Genomic DNA, 14713 nt, shown 5'->3' with positions numbered 1-14713 from the left:
GCGCACCCATGGACGGCGATGAACAGGACGACCGGTCGGGCGCGGCGCACCTCCTTCCCTTCTATGTGAACGGCACGCTCCCGCCGGCCGATCGGGCCCGCGTCGAAGCGGCCCTGGCCTGCGACCCCGATCTGCGCGCCGAATTGGAGGCTGTCTCCAAGATCGCCGCCCTGGTGCGGGAAGGCGGCGCCGATTTCACCGGTCCCGCCGAGGACGCCTCCCCCGAACGCTTGAAGGGTCTGCTGTCGCGGATCGAGGCCAGGGACGCCGCCTCGCCGCCCGTGCAAGCGACGGCGAGGCGCGTGCGGCGGGCGGGAACCGCAGTCGGTGCGGGCCGGGCTAAGACGCCCCAGGCCCTCTGGCGGCGCGCCTTCGCCGCCGCCGCCGTGGTGGCGGTCGTCCAGGCCGGCGTGATCGCCTACCAGATGAGCCCGCGCGGCGACTACGAGAGCCTCTCGGGGCCTCCGGCGCCGGCGCCGGTCAAGACTCCGCGCCTGCTGCTGCGCCTGTCGCCGGACGCCCGGTGGGGGGAGGTCCAGACGTTCCTGTCGAGCCACCATCTGACCATCGTGGGGGGGCCGCGCGGCGCGGTCATCGAGGTCGCCCTGGGCGCCGATGTGGCGCTCGAGGCCGAGATCGAGGCCCTGCGGGCCTCGCCGCTGGTGGACTTCGTGGGCGTTGAGAGCTGATGGCGCCCTCTCCCCGAGGCTGGGCCCTTCCGGCGGCCCTGGCCGCCCTGCTGGTCCCCCAGGTCGCCTTGGCCCAGATCAGCGTCGGACCGCACGGCGGCGATGTCGGTCGCCCCGCGAGCCGGCCCTCCGGCGGCTCGGGGCCCGTGTTCAGTCCGAGCCTGAGTCTCACCTTCACCCTGCCCAGGAAGCCCAAGCCGTTCGAGGCCCGGGACGCCAGCCTGGAGGCGCAGGTTCCGGACGCGGTGATCTTCATCGTGAAGGACGGCGCGGCCGATCCCCAGGCGATCGCGTCGCGCACCGGGGTGAGCGTCTTGGAGACAGTCCATCTGGAAAGCCTCCAGCTGCGGATGGTGGTGGGAAAGCTCCACCCGGGCGACACGCCGGAGGCGGCGAGCGCGCGGCTGGCCCAGACGCCGGGCGTCGCCTGGGCTCAGGCCGACCATGTCTACCAGGGGTTCGGCCTGGGCGGGCGATCGTCCAAGGCGCTGGAAGCTCAGGGATTGACCCCGGCCATTCTGGCGACGCCGGCGGCCGGGACCGTGGCGATGATCGACACGCCCTTAGACCTCGATCACGAGGCCCTGCGGGGCGTCGCCGTCACGCAAAGACTGTTCGTGGCCAAGGCCGGGCCCGGCGTCCACGGGACGGCGGTGGCCGGCCTGATGGTGGGGCGGGGTGACGTCGTGGCCCCGGGCCGCGGCGCCCGCCTGGTGAGTCTGGCGGCCTTCCTGCCGGCCGGAGACGGCGCCCGATCCCAGACGCGGTCCCTGGCGCGCGCCCTGGATGCGGCGGCCCTGCTGAGGCCGAACGTCCTGAATCTCTCCTTCGGCGGCCCCGATGACCGCCTGCTGGCCGCCCTGCTGAGCGTCATCGACGGCCGGGGTGTCTGTGTCGCCGCGGCGGCCGGCAATGGCGGCAAGGCGGGCCGCGTCCCGTTCCCCGCCTCCCATCCCGCCGCCCTGGGAGTCACCGCGGTGGATGAGCGCCTGCGGATCTATCCCTTCGCCACCCCCGGCCCGCAGGTGGATGTCGCCGCCATCGGGGTCGACGTGACCGTCGCGGCGCCCGGGGGATATCGCCAGGTCTCGGGCTCGTCCTTCGCCACCGCGGTGGTCTCGGGCGCGCTCCTGCGCACCGAGGCCTGCGCGAAGTCCCGCGACCCAGGCGCCATGCGCGCGGCTGTTTCGAATGCCGCGAAGGATCTTGGCGCGGTGGGCCGTGACGACGTGTTCGGCGGGGGCCTGTTCCGTCTGCCGGCGCGGTCTGCGCCGTAGAGGGAAAGCCGACGGAGCGGACGAGGCTCTAGGTCCACGGGTCTTGCGCCGGCGGCAGGCGGCGCGGCGAGACCGAATAACGAGTCGAGGCGAACGGCGCGCCGTCCGCCTCGCGCGTCTTCAACTACTTCAAGCAGCAGCGGCTGATCTGCAGCTTGGCCGAGAGGACGCGGGTGTCGTCCTGCACATAGAAGCTGATGCGATTATTGGCGTTCATGGCGGCCAGGGCGGCCGGGGTCATGACGTAGGTGCGGGTGGTGGGCTGGTTCATGGCCACCGGGAAGCTCGTATAGACCGGGCCGTTCAAGCCCGGGAAGGCGACCTGATTGCCCATGACGCCCATGGAGTCATTGCCCGAGTCCGAGGCCGTGGCCGACGTGCCGGGCTGGTTGGCCCGCAGGGTGATGGTCAGGGTGGCGCCCAGGATCTGGCAGCACTGGGGCGACTTCCACTGGAAGGTATGCAGGAAGAACTTGTTGGGTGCGGTGTCGTTCACGCCGGCCCGCGCGATGGCGAGCATGTCTGGCCGGAACTCCGAGTTGATGGGCGTCGGCGTGCTCATGTCGATCGTCTCATAGGACGGCTTGGGGCAGAGCATGGGACGGCCAGCCTCCTGGCCCAGGGCCATGCCGGCCGACAGCAGGCAGCCGATCAAGGCGGTCATGAAAATCGTGCGCTTCATAGGTCTACACCTCCAAAATGGTCGCCAAGGATTTGTGCGAACTGGAGAGAGGTCGTTGGAGCGGGGGCGGAGGTTCAAAGCCACCGGTGGGAGAAACCGGCGCTCGGCGCCGGGTCAGAAGAACTCGTCGAGGAGGCGGTAGCAGGCGAGCCGAGCCTCGTCCAAGGCGGCGAGGGGGTAGTGGGCCTGCAGCAGACCTACGGCGTCGACCTGCGGATGGTTGCGTTTGGCCGACCGAAGGAAGAGGGCCAGGTCCTGATAGCGGTCGGCGACGCCGAAGCGGCCAAGGTCGATCAGGGTCGTCCCCGCCCCACCGTCCCAGATGAAGTTGGGCAGGCTGGCGTCGCCGTGGGTCAGGACCAGATCCTCGCCGGCCGGGATCATGGGCTTGAGCTGGGCCCAGACCTCCGCCGCGGTCAGGCCCAGACGCTGGGCGTCGAAGTCGGCCTCGTCCACCAGGCCGGCGGTCAGGCGGGCTTCGGCCTGCGCCAGCTTGACCGCCAGCCTCTGGTCGAAGGGGCAGTCGCCCAGGGGCAGGGCGTGCAGGGCGGCCAGGGTCTTCAGGGCGGCGGTCAGCGCCGCCTCGGCCTGGTCCTCGGCGACGTGGGACACCGGCGTCCCGGGGGCCGCGGCCATCACCAGGGCCAGGTCCTCGCCGCAGTCCCCCGACCACAGGACGGCCGGGACCGGCGCCTTGCCCACCAGCCAGAGCAGGACGTCGGTCTCCCGGGCCAGGGTCTGGACGTTCCAGGCCTCGGCGCGCCGGGCGAGCTTGACGAAGGCCTCGCCGCAGCGGGCCACCAGGTCGCCGGACTTGCCGTGATCGATGACGACGCTCGGGGTCTCGGCCGCCAGGCCCGCCGCGGCCAACACCTGTTCGATCCGCGAGGCGTCCATGACCCAGAGTGGCGGCTGGGCAGCCCTTTGTTAAGCGCCCATCGCTAGGCTTGTACATTCAACGCCAACGACAGAAGTCAGATCGCGATGGATGGATCCCTGCCGGTCGAGGCCGCCTACCGCGCCGCACGCCGCACCACCGAACGCATCCACATCCTGGGGGGCGACATCGACCTGGTGCGGCCGCAGGAGGTGATGCACCACATCGGCCGCTTCATCGCCGCCAAGACCAAGGCGATCATCGCCAACCACAACAGCCACAGCCTCTACCTGCTGAAGAGGCGCCCGGAGCTGGCCAGCTTCTTCGCCAAGGCCGATCTCATCGAGATGGACTCCACCCCGGTGATCTTCTTCGCCCGGCTGCTGGGAATGCCGGCCCGGACCTTCCACCGTTGCAGCTATGTGGACTTCCGGCCGCTGTTCTGGAGCATGGTCGGCGCCAACCGCTACCGCGTCTTCTATATCGGCGGCGCGCCCGGCGTGGTGGAGACCGCGTCCGAACGGCTGATGGCCAAGTATCCCGGCGCGGTGATCGGCGGCCGCGACGGCTATTTCGACGCCACGCCCGGCTCGGCGGGGAACAGCGCCGCCCTGGAGGAGATCGCCGCCTTTGCGCCCGACATCCTGTTCGTCGGCATGGGCATGCCGCGCCAGGAGCTGTGGATCGAGGCCAATCTTGAGGCCCTGCCCAACTGCGTGATCATGCCGGTGGGGGCGGCCTTCGACTACGAGGCCGACGTCCAGGTCGCCCCGCCGCCCTGGATGAGCGATGCGGGTCTGGTCTGGGCCTTCCGCCTGGCGCAGGAGCCGCGGCGCATGTTCGCCCGCTACCTGCTGGAGCCCTGGGCCCTGCTGCCGCTGGCCATCAAGGACATCGCCGAGGCCATCGCGCGGCGTCGCGCGCCCGGCGAGGTCATCTCCCGGGCCTGAGAGCCAAGGCCGTCTGGCCCACCTCCTCCCAGCAGGCTAAGTCAGGGACCTGCCCCGCATGATCGTCATGATGCGGTTCCGGACCTGGGGCGCAATCCGCGCCCCCACCGCGGCAAGCCCCACCCAATCTCCCCACCTCTCACCATCGTGGGCGAACTTGGTCCGTGGCCGGGAACCATTCCCCGGGGCCGGTATTATCGGGGACGGCGAGTGCGCCAAGGAGCTCGAAATGATCAGGTTAGTTCTGACTGCCGCAGCCGCAGCGTTGATCGCGATGCCTGCCTCCGCGCAGATCACGGTTTCGCCAGGAACCGGTGGGGCTTCCACCACTGGGGCAGGCTCATCGCCCGGCGGCGTCGCCGCGCCCTCCGCACCGGTAAGCTCTCCCGTGTCGGGCGTTGGGGCGACCAGCCCGCTCACCGAAATGTCGGCGTCGGGAACGCAAGCGGCCGGCAACAATGCCGCGGTCGTGCGGATTCCGGTCCTGAAGATCGGGCAGGTCGTGAATGATCGCGACGGCGTTTCGCTGGGTGTGATCGAGCGAATCTATACGGTTCGGGGCAAGAAGCGTCTCGCCCTGCGTTCCGAGGACCGCAAAGCGTGGATTCTGGCTTCGACGGTGTTGTCCACATCGACCGCCGGTCTTGTCACCACCAAGAGCCGCGCTGAAGTCTACGGCCGCGGTCGCTGATCCGAGCGGAGCGCGGCGGGTGCGCCAAGCCCCCGCCGTTTCACGCCCTGTCGCGGGGGGCTCTCCTAAGCCGATGTATATGCGCGCTTGGGTGGCGGCCCTGACCCGGCGGGTAGGCGCGGACGTGGGCCATGGTTCAGGGGGAGCCGTAGCCTCTGGCTTCGCTTCGACCCATGCCCTAGCTTGCCGTCGTGTCACAGGCGGGCGACGTCACCGGGCAGTGCTACCTCCCGCTGGCGCTAATCGAGCAATCATCTCGCTCGGCATGGCCTGACGGCGCGGGGACATGGCGGAACTGGTAGACGCAAGCGACTTAAAATCGCTCGGAGTGATCCGTCCGGGTTCGACCCCCGGTGTCCCTACCAAGCCCGCCAGGGGGCGAGGTTACCCAAGTTGTGGCATGCGGGATGGCGTAATTGGCGGACCCGTGTTCTAAATAGGGTTATCGTCCGCGGCCTGAGGTTTGCAGACGGAATAGCTTGGGGGAGCTGTTCGTTTCGTGATGAGACCACTTTTCTATCAGAATCCGGTCGCGCTTCACCCGGCCGCGCATGGCGCGGCGGGGCTGGCGGACGCGCTTGACTACGGCTTCGCGCGCAAGACCAACGCCATTCCCATCAGCCTGTCGGAGATCCCGCTGGCCGCGCTCTCCTATCCCATCGCCTTCACCACCGAGGGCGGGGCCCGGCCGGTGGCGGTGGTGGGCTTGCGGGACGACGAGAACCTGTTCGTCGACGCCGACGGCGGCTGGCTGGCCGGGGCCTATGTGCCGGCCTATGTGCGCCGCTATCCCTTCATCCTGGCCGAGTACGGGGAGGGGGAGGAGCTGGGGGTTCAGCTGTGCATCGAGGACCATCCCGAGATCCTGGTGCACGGGGCCGGCCAGCCGCTGTTCGCCGACGGAGAGCCCTCGCGGCTGGTGAAGTCGGCCTTCGACTTCTGCAAGTCGTTGCGAGCGGCTGACCTCGCCACCGCGCCCTTCGTCGAGGCCCTGGTGGCCTGCGGGGTCCTTGAAGGCCGCGCCGCGACCGTCAAGCTGCCCACGGGCGGCGACCTGAAGATGGCTGGCTTCGCCACCATTGACGAGGCCAGGATGCGCGCCCTGCCCGACGAGGTCTTCCTGCTGCTGCGCCGCCAGGGCTGGATGAGCGCCATCTACGCCCAGATGCACTCGGCCCTGAACTGGGGCCGGCTGGGCGACATGCTGGTGAGCAACGACCGCTAGAACAGCCCCAAGGCCTTGAAGCTCGCCACCCCGTCACGGCCGACCACCAGGTGGTCATGGATGGCGATGCGCAGGGACCGGCCCGCCTCGACGATCTCGCGGGTCATCTGCACGTCCGCGCCGGAAGGGGTGGGGTCGCCGCTGGGATGATTGTGCACCAGGATCAGGGCGCTGGCCGACAGTTCCAGGGCCCGGCGCATCACCTCGCGGGGATAGACCGGGGCGTGGTCTACGGTGCCGTGGTTCATCACCTCGTCGGCGATCAACTGGTTCTTCTTGTCCAGGAACAGCACCCGGAACTGCTCGCGGGGTTCGTGGGCGAGCGCCGTGCGGACATAGGCCGAAAGCGCGCTGGAGGACGAGATCACCGTGCGCTTGACCACCGCGGCCTTGCCCACCCGCAGGGCGGCCTCCTGCAGCAGCTTGAGGTCCAGGGCCACGGCCTCGCCGACCCCGGTCACCGTCCTCAACTCGTCGAGGGTGGCGCCCAGCACCCCGGCCAAGGACCCGAAGCGAGCGATCAGGGCCTTGGCCAGCGGCTTGACGTCGCCGCGCGGGATGGTCCGGAACAGGCAGAGCTCCAGGAATTCGTAGTCGGGCAGGGCCCCCAGCCCGCCGGTCCGCGCCCGGTCGCGCAGCCGGTCGCGGTGGCCGAGATAGTGGGGCTTGGGCTCCGGCTTGGCGGGAAACAAGGTTCCGCCCCAGGCCTCCTGCAATTCACCGGCGTTCGACATGAAGGGCTCCGCGACCGTTCGTCGCGCTAGAGTTCCCCATTCGTTCCAGTTTGGCAAGCCCGCCGATCATCAGGATTGGGGCGGGGCCTGGCTTTGCGGCGTGAGTCGCCTGGCGCGGCGAGCATGTTCCAGCGTCCGGAGGCGCTGCTGCGCCTTACCGCTCAGTAACTACGCACAGAGAGGATTTGTTAGACTCAAAGGGGTCAAGGTTGAGTCGTTCGTGGAGAGACCCCAGCGATGGCCCGCCCCCAGAAACGCGCTGCCGAGCCCGCCCCCGAGGCGCTTGAGATTCCCGCGATCCCCGCCGAGGCCTGGGTCCTTGCGCCGTCGCCGGTGCGTCTGGCCGACGGCGCCTTCGAGCCCGTCGACAGTCCCGCCAGGGCCCTTCAGGCCGATCTGGCGGCGAGCTTCGCCGAACGGCAGGACGACGATCGGCGCTGGTCGCCCCGCCGGTCCCTGGCCTTCATCACCGCCGGCAGCCTGATCGGCTGGATCGTGTTGATCGTCACCGCCCGGGCGATCTTGTTCTAAGGCTTGGTCTCAGTCGCCCTGGACGGGCGGCTTGAACAGGCCCTGGGGCGAGAGGGTGAAGACCTCGTAGCCGGTTTCGGTCACCCCCACCGAATGCTCGCACTGGGCCGATAGCGACTTGTCGCGGGTCACCGCCGTCCAGCCGTCGGCCAGGACCTTCACCGGGTGCTTGCCCAGGTTCACCATCGGCTCGATGGTGAAGAACATGCCCGGCCGCAGCAGCTCGCCCGTGCCCCTGTTCCCGAAATGCAGGATGTTGGGGGCGTCGTGGAAGACGCGGCCCAGGCCGTGGCCGCAGAAGTCGCGCACCACCGAGCAGCGCTGGGCCTCGACATATTGCTGGATGGCGTAGCCGATGTCGCCGGTCCGGGCGCCGGGCTTCACCGCGTCCAGCCCCCGCTGCATGGCTTCATAGGTCACGTCGATCAGCCGCCTGGCCCGCGGCGCCACCGGGCCCACGCCGTACATGCGGCTGTGGTCGCCGTGCCAGCCATCGACGATGAGGGTGACGTCGATATTGGCGATGTCGCCCTCGCGCAGGGCCCGCTCGCCGGGGATGCCGTGGCAGACCACATGGTTGACCGAGATGCAGACGGTCTTGGTGTAGCCGCGATAGCCCAGGCAGGCGGGCAGGGCCCCGTGGTCCAGGATGAACTCCCGGGCCAGGCGGTCCAGTTCGTCGGTCACCACGCCGGGGACCACGTGCGGGGTCAGCATGTCCAGGCACTCGGCCGCCAGCTTGCCGGCCACCCGCATGCCCTCGAAGCCTTCCGGGCCATGGACGCGGATCTCGCCGGTGCGGGTCTCGGCCTCGAGGACGTCGTTGAGGGTCATGTCAGGACTCCGCGACGAGGGCGTCGCGCCAGGGGATGCGGTGGGTGATGCGGATGGCGTCCGCGTCGATATGGCAAGTATAGCACAAAACCTCAACGCCGGCCCGCGCCGCGTCGATCAGGCCGGCGGCGTATTTCGGATCGAGCTCGGCGCAGGCGGCGAAGGCGTCGCAGTCCGTGCGCTGGATGACGAACAGCATCACCGCCCGGTGGCCCTGCGCGGCCATGGCCTTCAGCTCGCCCAGGTGCTTCAGCGAGCGGGCGGCCACGCAGTCGGGAAATTCCGCGAGGCTCCCCGACCGCCTGAGGTGACTGTTCTTCACCTCCAGCCAGCACGGCCGCCGATCCGGCGCCTCCAGCAGGAAGTCGATGCGGCTGGCGGTCCCGTAGTTCACCTCGCGCCGGATCGAGGCGTAGCCCGCCAGTTCTGGAATGAGCTCGGCCTCCAGCGCCTCAGCCACCAGGCGGTTGGGATGCATGGTGTTGATCCCCACCAGGCCGCCGTCCACCTCGACGATCTCCAGGGTGTGGGCGAGCTTGCGCTTGGGGTTGTCGGACTTCGAGATCCAGACCGGGAAGCCAGGTGTGTTGAGGCCCAGCATGGCGCCCGGATTGGGGCAGTGGGTGGTCAGCTCCGTCCCGTCCTCCAACACCACATCGGCGAAGAAGCGCTTGTAGCGGCTCACCAGCCGGCCACGCTGGAGGGGTTGGGGAAAGTCCATGGGCGGGGGGCGTCCGATCGGCTATGCGGAAGCCTGATCTAGGTGAGGAGCGCAGCGATGGGTAGTCCGGCGGGCAAGGATGGTCAGGCGGTCACCGCCGCGGTGCTGATCATCGGCGACGAGATCCTCTCGGGCCGCACCCAGGACACCAACCTGCGCGACATCGCCCTTTATCTGGGCGTCCACGGGGTGGACCTGATGGAGGCGCGGACCGTCTCCGATGTCCACGAGGAGATCATCGCGGCCCTGGATGCGCTGCGCACCCGCTACGACTATGTCATCACCACCGGCGGCATCGGCCCCACCCACGACGACATCACCGCCGACGCGGTGGCCGCGGCCTTCGGCGTCGAGCTCTACGAACACCCCGACATCATCGCCATGATGACCGCCCGCTGGGGCGCCGAACCCAACGCCGCGCGCCGGCGGATGGCCCGGGTGCCGGTGGGCGGCGACCTGGTGAAGAACCCGGTCCAGGGCCCGCCGGGCTTCACCATCGGCAATGTCTTCGTCCTGGCCGGCGTGCCGCAGATCATGCGCGGCATGCTGGAGGACGTGGGTCATCGCCTGAAGGGCGGGGCCGTCGTGCTGAGCCGCACGGTACGGGTGGAGGGCTCGGGCGAGGGCGTCATCGCCGCCCCGCTGGAGGCGGTCGCCAAGGCGCACCCTGACATGAGCCTGGGGAGCTATCCGTTCTACGGCGACGGCGGCTACGGCTCGAACCTGGTGCTGCGGGGGCGGGATGCAGATGAGCTGCAGGCGACGGTGACGGAGTTGATCGCGGCGCTGGAGGCGGCCGGGGTGGCGAAGGTGGCCGAGCTAACGATCTGACGGATGCAGTTCAGCGTTATCGGACATCCCGCAGATAAGCGGGGGAAGCGGGATGGGGCGGGACCAGGCGGGATGTCGTGGGATGGGCGAGTTTCTTCAGTGGCCATAAATGGCTGAGGGGTCTTGAGAACCCCATCGGTCAGCCCTCGGCGCCGGCATAGAATGCAATTGAGTGAGGCCCGCGCGGGCGACCGCCGGGCCTCTTTGACGTCGCACTGGAGCCCCTTCGCCGGCGGCCACGACGCACAGTCAGCATGGCTCGACGGGTGGTGAAGTCAATAGACGCTCGTCAGGGAACTCTGCGCAGGCGGATGCCGGGGCCGTCGTCGGGCGTGCCGACGAACTCGATGCCCGCGGCCTCGAGGGCGGCGCGGATGTCCATGAGGGTGCTGGAGCGGCTGGGAGGGATGCCGTCGTGTTGCTCCAGGCGCTTGATTGTCCGGGATGCGACGCCACACCGCAAAGACAGGTCTTCAGATGACCAGCGGAGAGCGCCTCGAGCACTACGAATTTGGACGCCGGTTAGCATATTCGGACTGGATTTTTGGCCCAATTAGTGACACAACATTCCCAATTGGGGAATATAAGTGTTAACACAGTCACATTCGGCCGCACTCGTGTCGACCCTTGATTGGCGGGCCGCCATCCAGCGTCTCGAGGGGGCCTACTCGGAACACACCCTGCGCAGTTATCGCTCCGACTTTTCAATCTTCGAGGCCTGGTGTCTCAGCCAGGGCCGCCCCCCGCTGCCCGCCACACCGCAGCTGGTCGCGGATTTCATCGCCGCCGACGCCGTCAAGTCGGCGTCTTCCACCCTGAAGCGCCGCATGGCCGCCATCCGCAAGGTCCACCGGCTGCTTCGCCTGCCTTGCCCGGTCGATGACGAGGAGGTCGCGATCGCTCTGCGCCGCGCCATGCGTTCAAAGCGCCGGCGACCCCGGCAGGCCCTTGGGCTGACCGCGGCCCTGCGCGACCAGCTGATCGGCGCCTGCCCCGACACCCTGATCGGCCGACGCGACCGCGCCATGATCGCCATCGGCTACGACACCCTGTGCCGCCGTTCCGAACTCGTTTGTCTGAGGTTGGAGGACCTGACCCGCCTACCGGACGGCGGCGCCAAGATCCTGGTGCGTCGCGCCAAGAACGACCAATTCGGCGACGGCCGCTGGGGCTATCTGTCCGCCGTCGCCCTGGCGCACCTAGATCAATGGATGGAGGCCGCGGGCATCGACCAGGGCCCGATCCTCCGCGCCGTCATCGGGGGGCACCTCCAGCCCAAGGGCCTGCTCTCCGTCGCCGTCAGCTGCCGCCTCAAGGCCGCCGCCCCGCGCGCCGGCGTCCCCGCCCCAACCACCGCCGCCCTCTCCGGCCACTCCATGCGCGTCGGCGCCGCCCAGGACCTGATGACGGCCGGCAAGAGCCTGCTGCAGATCATGAGCGCCGGGGGCTGGACGTCGGTGAATGTGGTGGGGCGGTATGTGCGAGATGCGGACTGGAATGTTTGGGCTCCTTCCATTTCCACTCTCGGAGCTAGTCAAAACCGTCTCATTCGCTAGCTGCACTTTCGATCAGCGACGTCGACTTGAGCATCAGCTTGCGCATGGCCTGGCTCGCCGCCTCGGCATCGCCGGCCAGGATCGCCTCGGCGACGCGCTGGTGATCCGACACGCTGGCCAGGCGGGCGCCCTCGCGGCGGTTGGTGAGCCGGAACGAGGTGCGCAGGGCCACGTCGATCAGGTCCCGCATCTGGGTCAGGAACCGGTTGCCGCTGGCCCGCAGGATGGCGACGTGGAAAGCGATGTCGGACTCCAGCGGATCGTCCTCGCCGCGCTCGCCGGCCTTCATCCGGTCCAGGGCCGCGGCGATGCCGGCCTTGGCCTCGGGCCCCGCCAGCCGCGCGGCCATGGAGGCGGCCAAGGGTTTGATCTTCCCCCGAATTAGTGGACGGGGTTAAGCCGCTCTACGTTCCATCTCGGCTGGACTGATATAGCCTAGGGCCAAGTGCAGGCGGCGGGGATTGTAGAAGCCCTCGATATATTGGAACAGATCGCGCGGGGGCCTGATCGCGTGTGGCGTGGCCATCGTGGAGGCCCGCTAGACGCCCCACTTGACTGGGCGAACTAACCGAAGGGGCAGGGGATGATGCTGTGGGGCATCGTCGACCCGTCCATTTCGACCAGAAGCTTTGTCAAGTTGATCTGATCTTCGTGTCGGAGCGGCTCAAGTCGAACCCCGCGTTCCGCCCGTGGGCCGATCTGGCGTTCAAATACGCCTGACGGTCATCCGAACACGGCCGCCTCGCAACCGTGCGCGGAGAGGCCGGTGATGGCGAAAAGGCTTCCGGCGAGCACCTCATCCCCATCCACGCCAACGGACGCGGACGTGACGAAGAGGGTTGATAGGTCCGCGGCGCCAAACACGCAGCTCGTAGGCCTGCTGACCGGCAAGGCGACCTCCTCAAGGATGTCGCCGCTCACTGGATCGATCGCGCGCACGCAACCGCCGTCCCAGAATGCGACCCACAGCCGGCCTTCGCTGTCGATGGTCATCCCGTCCGGATAGCCATGCTCGCGTCCGAAGGTTCTGAGCGGCCGCTTCGAAGCGCAGGCGTTTGCGCTCCACCCTTCAAGCCTGAAGATCGTCTGCCGCGCGGAATCGGTCACGAATGCCCGTTGGCGCGGTGCGTCGAAGGCCGGACCGTTCGTCACCCGATAGCCGCGATCGACCACCGCCACCTGGCCATCGGCGGTGAAGCGCAGCCAATCCCCGAGGTCTTCCGCCTCATCGTTGTCCATGGTGCCGACCCAAAAGGCGCCATCCGGCGCTATCTTCCCGTCATTGAAGCGCACCTGCGGTGGGGCCGGCGGCGCGGCTGTAAGCCGCGTCGCAGTTAGGGGTTCCCCGTCGGAGAGGTGGAGCGTCGAAAGGCTGCGGTCACAGGCGCCGATAAGGCCATCGGCGTGGAGACCAATGCAGGCGAGCAGGCCTGGCGTGGTCCAGGACCGGCGGCCTCCGGCCGCCTCAAGGCGATGAAGTCGGCGGCCCTTGATGTCCAGCCAGGTCAGCGAGCTGTCGCGGTGGTCCCAGAGTGGCCCCTCCCCGAGGACTGCCCGCTGCCGCCAGACAAGATCAACGATCGCGCTCACCTTGGGTCGTGCAGCCGCGACAGCACCCCTCCGTCGAGCCACAAGATCGAGCCTGTCATGAACGCTGCCGCGGGCGACGCCAGCCAGACGATCGCCATGGCGGCTTCCTGCGGTGTGCCGATACGGCCTGCGGGATGGACGGCTTCGAGCTGGGCGAAAGCGTCCGGGTCGCCTTCGAAGCCTGCGCGCAGCATCGGCGTGTCGATCGCTGCCGGCGCGATGCCGACAACACGTACATCGGGCCCTAGATCGACGGCCAGCGCATGGGTCAGACCGTGTAGCGCCGCCTTGCTGGTGGCGTAGGCCACGAAGCCGGGCTTCGTGGCCCGGGCGTGTACACTGCCGACGTTGACGATGACGGCTTTGGCGGCGCGCAGTTTCGGCAGCAGCGCTTGGGCCAGGAAGAACGGTGCGCTGATATTGACGGCGAGGGTGTCGGTCCAGTCCTGCCAGGAGAGGTCGGCGGTCGAGCCGAGGCGCTGAGTCGCCGCGTTGTTCACTAGCGCGGCGACGGGAGCGTCACCGATGTGGTTCAAGATCTGAGAGGTGATGGCGCGACCGGCGGCTTCATCGGCGCTGAAGCTCCCAACGTCAGCAGTAACAAAGGCGTCGAATGCTACGCCCGTCGGGGGCCCAGCCAGATCGAGACCGAGCGTGCGATAGCCAGCAGCACGTAACGCCGCTGCTGTCGCCGCCCCGATGGAGCCGGCTGCTCCGCTGACGATGGCCCATCGAGGCTCGCTCATGCTCGCTCCTGCGCTTAGGAAACGCGGACCATATTCCAAGGCACCCCCGCTGGCGCTTCAAAAGAAAGCCAACCGCCCCGCCATTGAGATACCAACGCCGCGCTCGACGTCGGAGTCGCGAGCGAGCCTGTTCGGTAGTCTGTGCGTTTTCTAATACGCTTTGCTGTGGGCTTCGCCATGCAAACCACCTGCAGCGAGAGATCGCCCGCCGGATCCTGGCGAAGCGCGACCAAATCTCCCGCCGCGTCGCATTCCAGCACATCAGTCCGATGCGTAAACTCCTCCTCCTTAGCCGCAAGGAGTGTGAAGTCATCGAACCAGGAGGCATGCCTTCGGATTGTAGGAGAGGCGTGATGGCCGCGCCAAGCAGGCGACCGCGGAGCCTGGCCTCAGCGATGAATTCGGGAGACCGGTAGGTCCAACCGATCCGGGTCGTGAAATGCCTTTTCAAATTCGAAGACATCCAAATTCGGATTGCGTCCGAAGGGAGCGGAGAAGCTCACATCCGAGAGCTTGACCCGAGATCACTCGCGACGTCAGCAGAGGTGGTTGATGAGCTCAGAAACCCGGCCCCAGCTCCAGCGCACTGACGTCGTGCCAGCATTTATGGGGGCAGGCCTGGGCGCATAAGGGCCGTCCTAGGTTCTGTTGACGAAATGTCTGACCCACAGCCGAGCGGCTGCGACGAGTATGAAGCCGATATAGCTGTCGGCGGTCTTGTCGTATCGGGTGGCCAGTCTTCGGCTGTGCTTGAGCTTTGAGAAGCAGCGCTCGACCAG

At 68.3% G+C, this 14713-nt stretch carries 16 protein-coding genes, 1 tRNA gene and 1 pseudogene; 9 read left to right on the top strand and 9 right to left on the bottom strand.

Features of this window, described 5'->3' with window-relative positions; all coding sequences use genetic code 11:
• The first annotated feature begins 8 nt into the window (after positions 1-8).
• Entirely contained in the window at positions 9-689 is a 681-nt protein-coding gene (locus Q7T09_RS15125) for an anti-sigma factor (RefSeq protein ID WP_304700766.1), read from the top strand.
• A complete protein-coding gene (locus tag Q7T09_RS15120; protein WP_304700765.1) occupies positions 689-1966 on the top strand; it encodes a S8 family serine peptidase in 1278 nt (425 codons plus the stop codon). The genes Q7T09_RS15125 and Q7T09_RS15120 overlap by 1 nt, the downstream gene beginning before the upstream one ends.
• A 124-nt stretch (positions 1967-2090) precedes the next feature.
• On the opposite strand, the gene Q7T09_RS15115 is transcribed toward Q7T09_RS15120, so the two are convergent.
• Both Q7T09_RS15115 and Q7T09_RS15110 read right to left on the bottom strand, forming a co-directional pair.
• Positions 2091-2648 (bottom strand): hypothetical protein, encoded by a 558-nt coding sequence (locus tag Q7T09_RS15115; RefSeq protein WP_304700764.1) that lies wholly within the window; start codon positions 2646-2648, stop codon positions 2091-2093.
• A gap of 114 nt (positions 2649-2762) precedes the next feature.
• The gene (locus Q7T09_RS15110) at positions 2763-3545 is read right to left on the bottom strand and encodes an APH(3') family aminoglycoside O-phosphotransferase (RefSeq protein ID WP_304700763.1); all 783 of its coding nucleotides are present in this window, start codon (positions 3543-3545) and stop codon (positions 2763-2765) included.
• Positions 3546-3632: 87 nt separating this feature from the next.
• Here Q7T09_RS15110 and Q7T09_RS15105 point away from each other — a divergent pair, with 87 nt between their 5' ends.
• From Q7T09_RS15105 to Q7T09_RS15090, 4 genes are all read left to right on the top strand, one after another.
• On the top strand, positions 3633-4475 hold the full coding sequence (locus Q7T09_RS15105) for a WecB/TagA/CpsF family glycosyltransferase (protein ID WP_304700762.1): 843 nt from the start codon (positions 3633-3635) through the stop codon (positions 4473-4475).
• 229 nt (positions 4476-4704) lie between these two features.
• Positions 4705-5166 (top strand): hypothetical protein, encoded by a 462-nt coding sequence (locus Q7T09_RS15100; protein WP_304700761.1) that lies wholly within the window; start codon positions 4705-4707, stop codon positions 5164-5166.
• 280 nt (positions 5167-5446) lie between these two features.
• A tRNA-Leu gene (locus Q7T09_RS15095) sits at positions 5447-5531 on the top strand.
• 137 nt (positions 5532-5668) lie between these two features.
• A complete protein-coding gene (locus Q7T09_RS15090; RefSeq protein WP_304700760.1) occupies positions 5669-6391 on the top strand; it encodes a SapC family protein in 723 nt (240 codons plus the stop codon).
• Here the strand turns inward: Q7T09_RS15090 and radC are convergent.
• Positions 6388-7125: a DNA repair protein RadC gene (gene radC / locus Q7T09_RS15085; protein WP_304700759.1), complete on the bottom strand. Its 738-nt coding sequence runs from the start codon at positions 7123-7125 to the stop codon at positions 6388-6390. The two genes, Q7T09_RS15090 and radC, sit on opposite strands and share 4 nt — an antisense overlap.
• 237 nt (positions 7126-7362) lie before the next feature.
• On the opposite strand from radC, the gene Q7T09_RS15080 reads away from it, so the two are divergent.
• Complete coding sequence (locus Q7T09_RS15080; RefSeq protein ID WP_304700758.1) at positions 7363-7656, top strand: hypothetical protein; 294 nt, start codon at positions 7363-7365, stop codon at positions 7654-7656.
• A gap of 9 nt (positions 7657-7665) precedes the next feature.
• Here the strand turns inward: Q7T09_RS15080 and map are convergent, their stop codons facing one another.
• Together map and sfsA are read right to left on the bottom strand one after the other, a co-directional pair.
• Positions 7666-8490 (bottom strand): type I methionyl aminopeptidase, encoded by an 825-nt coding sequence (gene map, locus Q7T09_RS15075; RefSeq protein ID WP_304700757.1) that lies wholly within the window; start codon positions 8488-8490, stop codon positions 7666-7668.
• Position 8491: 1 nt separating this feature from the next.
• Positions 8492-9211, bottom strand: coding sequence for a DNA/RNA nuclease SfsA (gene sfsA / locus Q7T09_RS15070; protein WP_304700756.1), 720 nt, complete (start codon positions 9209-9211; stop codon positions 8492-8494).
• Between the two features lie 57 nt (positions 9212-9268).
• Here sfsA and Q7T09_RS15065 point away from each other — a divergent pair, with 57 nt between their 5' ends.
• Both Q7T09_RS15065 and Q7T09_RS15060 read left to right on the top strand, forming a co-directional pair.
• The gene (locus Q7T09_RS15065; protein ID WP_304700755.1) at positions 9269-10042 is read left to right on the top strand and encodes a competence/damage-inducible protein A; all 774 of its coding nucleotides are present in this window, start codon (positions 9269-9271) and stop codon (positions 10040-10042) included.
• Positions 10043-10659: 617 nt separating this feature from the next.
• A complete protein-coding gene (locus tag Q7T09_RS15060) occupies positions 10660-11598 on the top strand; it encodes a tyrosine-type recombinase/integrase (protein WP_304700754.1) in 939 nt (312 codons plus the stop codon).
• Here Q7T09_RS15060 and Q7T09_RS15055 read toward each other — a convergent pair.
• The 4 genes and pseudogenes from Q7T09_RS15055 to Q7T09_RS15040 all read right to left on the bottom strand — a co-directional run.
• A complete protein-coding gene (locus Q7T09_RS15055) occupies positions 11588-11968 on the bottom strand; it encodes a FadR/GntR family transcriptional regulator (protein ID WP_304700877.1) in 381 nt (126 codons plus the stop codon). The two genes, Q7T09_RS15060 and Q7T09_RS15055, sit on opposite strands and share 11 nt — an antisense overlap.
• A 353-nt stretch (positions 11969-12321) precedes the next feature.
• Positions 12322-13188, bottom strand: coding sequence for an SMP-30/gluconolactonase/LRE family protein (locus tag Q7T09_RS15050; protein ID WP_304700753.1), 867 nt, complete (start codon positions 13186-13188; stop codon positions 12322-12324).
• Complete coding sequence (locus Q7T09_RS15045) at positions 13185-13934, bottom strand: SDR family NAD(P)-dependent oxidoreductase (protein ID WP_304700752.1); 750 nt, start codon at positions 13932-13934, stop codon at positions 13185-13187. The genes Q7T09_RS15050 and Q7T09_RS15045 overlap by 4 nt, the downstream gene beginning before the upstream one ends.
• A gap of 638 nt (positions 13935-14572) precedes the next feature.
• Positions 14573-14713, bottom strand: a pseudogene (locus Q7T09_RS15040) (IS5/IS1182 family transposase); the annotation flags it as partial.

It is taken from the genome of Phenylobacterium sp. (genome assembly GCF_030645195.1).
In the GTDB taxonomy this organism is placed as follows: domain Bacteria; phylum Pseudomonadota; class Alphaproteobacteria; order Caulobacterales; family Caulobacteraceae; genus Phenylobacterium.
This window is presented reverse-complemented; position numbering and strand designations above follow the sequence as displayed.